Source organism: Clostridium sp. AM34-11AC (assembly GCF_003435375.1).
GTDB classification, from domain to species: domain Bacteria; phylum Bacillota; class Clostridia; order Lachnospirales; family Lachnospiraceae; genus Pilosibacter; species Pilosibacter fragilis.
The window spans coordinates 23583-29607 of sequence record NZ_QWGL01000032.1; the positions used below are offsets into that span (position 1 = coordinate 23583).

Sequence of the window (6025 nt, forward strand, 5' to 3'; positions counted from 1 at the left end):
AACTCATGTCTTTACAAGCAATGTCGGATATCCCAGCTTTCGAAGTTCCTGCTCCTGCCGCACTGCATTTTCCATATTCCGGAATGCCCCGGCGCGGACATAATAAAGTCCGTCCTTAAACGTCATAAACGCAGGGAATCCCTGGGATTTCAGGTGCTCCACTTCCCTCTCCGCGTTAGCTCTTACCCGATAGATCCCGGTCTGAACCATATAAAAGCCCGGCATCTCCTCGCCTGCCGTCTGCTTTTCCAGCTCCGCAAATGTCTGCACGATCCCATCCGCGATGGCATCCGCGGTCCGGCTCATGTTCTCATCGAAGAAGTCATTGTCCTTCTCATTGTCGATAAATCCAACTTCCACAAGAACCGCCGGAAGTGCTGTATCCCTGAGGACCACAAGATTCGGCCTCTCACTGATTCCAAGGTCGTTCCAGCCCACCGCCGCAAGCTTTTTGTTGATATTCTCCGCAAATGTCTCCGCATCGCCACCTCTCCCAAAGATCAGGCTCAGAGTTCCGGAAGCAGACCCCGGCACCGCCATGGCATTCCGATGGATCGACAAAAACAGATCCGCCGTGGAGCTGTTCCCGATCTGCGCCTTCTCATATGGACTGTTGTATACATCGCCGACTCTCGTGTACTCCACCCGGACCCCCCGGCGTTCCAGGGCATTTCCGATATCATAAGACAACGCCAGCGTATCGTCCTTCTCCCGTCTGTTCCCATATACCGCCCCCGGATCACTCCCGCCGTGTGCTGGTTGTAGTTTACGCAAATTGTGATATGTATTCCCCAGTATATATGGGGAGTTAGAAATGTATTGAGATTAGATAGCCTTTTTCTCCAAGTCCTCACAGTAAACGCTTGAAAATAAATGTTCCAGTTCATTTCCGAAGTTGTATGAGATTTTAAGTTTGCGGTTTTCATAAACTGTTATCTGGTCTATCATTTCCACAATAATATCTCTGTCTAATTCTTCAATGTCTTTCAGTTCCAACAACCGCCTTAACCACGGTGTTTCAAAAACATCTTCTGTTACACTTTCCTTTTTCTTTTCTTCCAGCGTTTCAATTTGTTTGGAGTAAAGCGTTTCTTTTTGTTGATAGTCCTCTCGATAAGAAAGAAATTCTTCTTTAGAAATCAGTTCGTCTTTGTAATCTTCATAAATTGACTTTTTCAACTTCTTCACTCTTTCAAGCTCTGCTTTTAACTTTATCAGTTCTATGTCTGTTGATTTTCTGATTTTTGTTGCTGTGAAAGATTGTGATTTTACAAGTTCCTGCAAGTTCTCTACATTGCGGATAATCTGCTTTAAATCTCCCAGCACAATATCATTCAATACTTGAAACGGGAGCGTGTGCGGAGTGCAATAATCTTTTCCGCTTCTTTTGTAAGTTCCACAATAGAATGAATAGGACTTACTTCCGTCAGCACGTCGCCAGAAATTTTTCATCATTGCCCGACCACAATCGCCACACTTAATAAAACCTGCAAAGATATTTTTATTTGTTTCTAAATCAATATCCCTATGCTTTTTCGTCAGCAGTTTTTGTACCTTATCCCACAGTTGACGGTCTATAATCGGTTCATGTGTATTTTCAACCCTTATCCAGTTTTCTTTCTCAACTAGACGCTGTTTGCTTCTCATACGTTGATGTTTCTTTCCTTGTACCATGTTTCCAATATAAATCTCATTTTGCAACATCACTTTAATTGTAGAATAAGTCCAATAAGAAGTTTTTTCTAACCGATTACAATTTTTGTAATTTTCTCCATTGAGCTTTTTATATTCCGACGGACAAAGGATACCCTCTGCATTTAGTATTTTGGCAATGCTTTGTTTCCCTATTCCTTGTGCATACATAGTAAATACTCTTTTTACAACTTCGGACGCATATTCATCAATCACAAGTTTATTTTTATTTGCAGGAGATTTCTTATAACCATAACTTGTAAAAGCTCCGATAAATTCTCCTGCTTTCTGCTTTGATTTTACAGTCGCTTGAACTTTATTAGAAATATCTCTGGCATACTGTTCGTTGAATATATTTTTAATAGGAAGTAACATATCGTATGCCTGCTTCATACTATCAATATTATCTGTTACAGAAATAAAACGAACATTAAGCTCTGGGAATATTCTTTCCAAATATCGCCCCGTATCAATATAATCTCGTCCGAAACGGGAAAGGTCTTTTACAACAACGCAATTTACCTTGCTATCCTCAATGTCGGCAATCATTCTATGAAAGTCTGGTCTATTAAAATTCGTTCCCGTAAAACCGTCATCAATATAAACATCATATAGGATAAAGTCATCATGCTTGTTCACATATTCTGTTAAAAGTTTTCTCTGATTTCCTACACTATCGCTTTCTTCCTTATCTCCGTCCTCTCGTGATAATCTGATATAAATAGCCACGTTAAATAAGTTCGAACCCTTTTGATAAATCATTTTTCCACCTATTCAACTGCCGTACCTATGATAATATTATACCATAAAGTACGGCTTCTTTCCATTATTTTCAAGGGTTTTACCCTCTTGATAGTCCTTTTTTTACATGAGATTTCACGATACGGACAAGCAATTCCTCTACGGAAAATTTACCTAAAAATTCCCGTTCTACGATATATTGTGCAGGTTCTTTTTTAGCCAAGTTATCAGCCCCCTTAGTCAGCTATCTATTCTCAACATACGCACATAGGCTTATCCAATATGCGTATTTTTCACAATGTTACAGAAGCAGACAGACGGCTTTGGAAAGCTCCGTTAGTATCTCAACTATTCCCATTCTTGTGGGCAGAACCGCACCATGCGGACGTATCATTATCCTGTGAGGATAGGTCGTGGCAAAACGACTTTTCCAACAGTCGCTCTCGGATCACTGCGTGGGTCGCTCGCTTTCTTTTGAAAAGGTCGTGGCGTACAGTCCCCGTGGCTCACTATCTCACAAACGTATCTGTCTGCTTTATTCAGTTGTCAAAGAGCTGTGGCGAAAGCGTGTTGCTTTCATATAAAAGCAGGGCAGAGCAGGAAAGAGGGGGACATTAAATCATGCTCTGCTAAAAACTGCTTATTCTTCTTCGATTTCTAAGGCAATATCAAACCCTAAAATCATTTTGATAAGTGCTTCTCGGATAAGTCCTTTTAGCTCCATATCTACAACAATATAGACATTGCCGTATTCATCATAGAGTGGACGCAGACAGCACTTTGATATGTACGGGTCATAAAATGCCAGTATCTTTTCAATCGCTTTTTCGTCCCCGTCCATTGCTTGTGAAAGCAAATAGTAGGACGGCTTCTTAAATGTTTGCTTCATTTTACTGCTTCTCCTTTAGTATTTTTTTCATAGTTTCCAAAGCATGATGTCGGTTTTTAAATACACCGCTTTGCGTAATCTTTTGCAAGTTGGCAATTTCACTTTCTGTCATTTCCAAGAAGTAATACATTAACAAAGTGTTTCTCTTTCTTTCTGGAAGTTTCTTCAAGGCTTCTGCCAGCTCATCATCAAGGACACGAATATCAATGCCACATACTGAAAAGATTGTATAATCTGTTTCGTAATCGTCCCACACAGCAAAATTTTCAACGAAAATTTCTGGAAGTTCACAAAATGGAATTTCTTTATCTTTTCGTCGTTTCAATCCTTGCTGGTAGTCCTTTACAACATGACGGACAACTTTCTTCAAACAACTTTCAAAGCGACATTGAACTGTTTTCTGGAAGTCAGACGGTTTCATCAATCTCACCCCCTTTCCTCTATGATTTGAAAAGTGTTTATCCCTCTTTCCGCACCATATAGGGAATGAAAGGTGTGATTTAATGACCTATTTTGAAAAAAATTTAATTTTTTCGGGTATGAAAAAAGCCCGCACAAAACATATAGTTTTATACGAGCTATTAAAGCTGTAAGATATTCAGTTTTTAATAAAATGCTATTAGGTAGTGAATGATTGTATAGAATTTCGCTTAAAATGTTCCATAATACAATCCCCCTTACAGCACTTGTTTTGTATTACACTTTTGTCTTTTTGGTAATCTTGTAAATATATTCTTCTGGTGTAGGGCGTTTATTTCCAAAATACTTTTTAAAATTTGCCTGCACTTCTGGGTCGTTACTGTTCATAGCTTCATCAATCGTTGCTTCAATATCTGCCCGAACATCAGCCAATGATACACCGCCAGCTTTTGCTCCTGCTTTCAAGGCTTTTTTAATATCTCGTCTTTTAAGTCCTATCATAGTATTACCTCATCATAATTTAGCGAATGTTTTAAAAATGTTTTTCAAAATGTTTATACAGAACAATCCCTAAAAATGTTTGCAGTAGGAATAACCCAAAGATAACTCCTATAATCCAAGCTTCAATATGAAGTAACGCAAATACAAACGCAACAAACAAGTACACGAAGGTCATTATCTGATACACTAAAGAACCAGCTTTCATTCTTAAAAATACTTTTCTTTCATCAACATTATTGATGTGATTTTCTCTATTTATATTTTCCAATTTTTCTTTATTTTTTGGCATTTCATAATAACAAATTTTCAATAATTGAACACCAGAAGCAAAAGCTAATCCGAACCCCATTGCGCAAAAAAGTGTAGAGTAATAGTCAGTATCAATAACGAAACATCCCAAACATATAAAGATTATGCCTATAATAATTTCAATGATAAATGGTAATTTTTTCTTCATTGTTAATTCCACCTTTCAAAAGACTACATTTTCTTATCTAAATAACGAGCTGTTATAACCCATGTGATTTGTCCGATAGCAATAACTCCTACTATCGAAAAAAATACAACTTTACTCATATATCCCATAAAGATAAGAGCAAATAATACAAGAACCAATAATGTAAGTGTTACTTTATAAGCATTCGCAAGAGAAGCATTAGTAATTGCGATATTTCTTTCATCATTTTCTAATATTTGCATTTCCTTTGTCGGCTTACTGAATATATCACACCCCATTAAAATCAATATTATTCCAATAAGTGTTGTACCATAGACAACCAAATCTGGACGAGGTACAGGTAATAGTTGATGTACTCCTAAACCATAAGTTAGTAAACCACCTAAAAGAATTATTACACCGACAAATAATTCTACTTTTTGTATCTTATGCTTCATTTACTTTCCTCCTCATAAATAAAAATTTCTTCAATGCTCATTTGAAAGTACCTTGCAATTTTAAAGGCTAACATAATAGAGGGATTGTAGCGTCCATTTTCTAAAGAGCCTATTGTTTGACGAGATACTTCAAGAGCAGTCGCTAAATCTTCTTGTTTAATACCTCTTTGTTTTCGTAATTCTTCTAAACGATTTTTCACAACATACCCCTTTCTTGAACGAATGGAAAGTTCACTTTCCTTTTCTAATCTTATGATACTACTGCGAGCAAAGAATGTCAAGCAAACTTTCCATGTTTTATTATCCTACAATCTTCCAGTTACTATCCTTATGTAGTACAAGCTCATACTGTGATACCTGCGTCGCCTTTGTCTGATTATCAAGAAATTTTACCGCTACCTTGACTTTCACATTGTCCCCGTCCTTTGTAAAGATAGGGTTTACCAATTCAGAATAAAGGTAGTCCCTGCCGATAGGTTCAAGTACATTATCAGATACATAGTAGGCAAGCTCTTTTTCTGTGGCTGTTGGGTACAGCTTAAAGAATGTTTCCAGAAATGCGGTAGCGTCGTTTACAGTATCAGCGTCTACACTTGCATCTGCTTCTGGTGTCTTAGGCTCATAGTCTGATTTTTCGATTGCTGGTGCAAGGGTAGGGTTCTGAACGATTACCATATCCCCGTCAGCGTCCACATGGACTTTTACGGTATAGGTTGCTTTCACATTGCTTGTCTGTTCTCCCTCTTTTATCTGCTGATCTACTTCGTAGGTGGCAGAAAAAGTGTCCGTTCCCAACTGTTCGATATTCCACACAATCACATCTGTAACCGTGGAACTGGTCGGTATATCTGAAGTGCTATACTAACGTTGTAACAGTAGTGGCTAATA

The 6025-nt window shown here is 38.1% G+C and carries 9 protein-coding genes and 1 pseudogene; all 10 read right to left on the reverse strand.

Features of this window, described 5'->3' with window-relative positions; genetic code table 11:
* Positions 1-3 precede the first annotated feature (3 nt).
* Positions 4-774, reverse strand: a complete 771-nt coding sequence (locus DW826_RS14650; protein WP_242994112.1) for an N-acetylmuramoyl-L-alanine amidase — start codon at positions 772-774, stop codon at positions 4-6.
* Between the two features lie 51 nt (positions 775-825).
* Positions 826-2454, reverse strand: coding sequence for a recombinase family protein (locus DW826_RS14655; protein WP_055171212.1), 1629 nt, complete (start codon positions 2452-2454; stop codon positions 826-828).
* Positions 2455-2533: 79 nt separating this feature from the next.
* The gene (locus DW826_RS18900) at positions 2534-2656 is read right to left on the reverse strand and encodes a hypothetical protein (protein ID WP_002323371.1); all 123 of its coding nucleotides are present in this window, start codon (positions 2654-2656) and stop codon (positions 2534-2536) included.
* A gap of 417 nt (positions 2657-3073) precedes the next feature.
* Positions 3074-3322, reverse strand: coding sequence for a helix-turn-helix domain-containing protein (locus DW826_RS14665; RefSeq protein ID WP_004613734.1), 249 nt, complete (start codon positions 3320-3322; stop codon positions 3074-3076).
* A 1-nt stretch (position 3323) separates the two neighbouring features.
* The gene (locus tag DW826_RS14670) at positions 3324-3743 is read right to left on the reverse strand and encodes a sigma-70 family RNA polymerase sigma factor (RefSeq protein WP_004613733.1); all 420 of its coding nucleotides are present in this window, start codon (positions 3741-3743) and stop codon (positions 3324-3326) included.
* A gap of 275 nt (positions 3744-4018) precedes the next feature.
* The gene (locus DW826_RS14675) at positions 4019-4243 is read right to left on the reverse strand and encodes a hypothetical protein (protein WP_117553094.1); all 225 of its coding nucleotides are present in this window, start codon (positions 4241-4243) and stop codon (positions 4019-4021) included.
* Between the two features lie 31 nt (positions 4244-4274).
* On the reverse strand, positions 4275-4700 hold the full coding sequence (locus DW826_RS14680) for a hypothetical protein (RefSeq protein ID WP_117553095.1): 426 nt from the start codon (positions 4698-4700) through the stop codon (positions 4275-4277).
* Between the two features lie 23 nt (positions 4701-4723).
* Positions 4724-5137, reverse strand: coding sequence for a hypothetical protein (locus DW826_RS14690; protein ID WP_117553096.1), 414 nt, complete (start codon positions 5135-5137; stop codon positions 4724-4726).
* Positions 5134-5337 carry a helix-turn-helix transcriptional regulator gene (locus DW826_RS14695; RefSeq protein WP_039930565.1) on the reverse strand — a complete coding sequence of 68 codons (204 nt, stop codon included), beginning with the start codon at positions 5335-5337 and terminating at the stop codon, positions 5134-5136. Before DW826_RS14695 ends, DW826_RS14690 begins: the two co-directional genes overlap by 4 nt.
* 100 nt (positions 5338-5437) lie before the next feature.
* Positions 5438-5989: pseudogene (locus DW826_RS14700) on the reverse strand (conjugal transfer protein); the annotation flags it as partial.
* Positions 5990-6025: the final 36 nt, after the last annotated feature.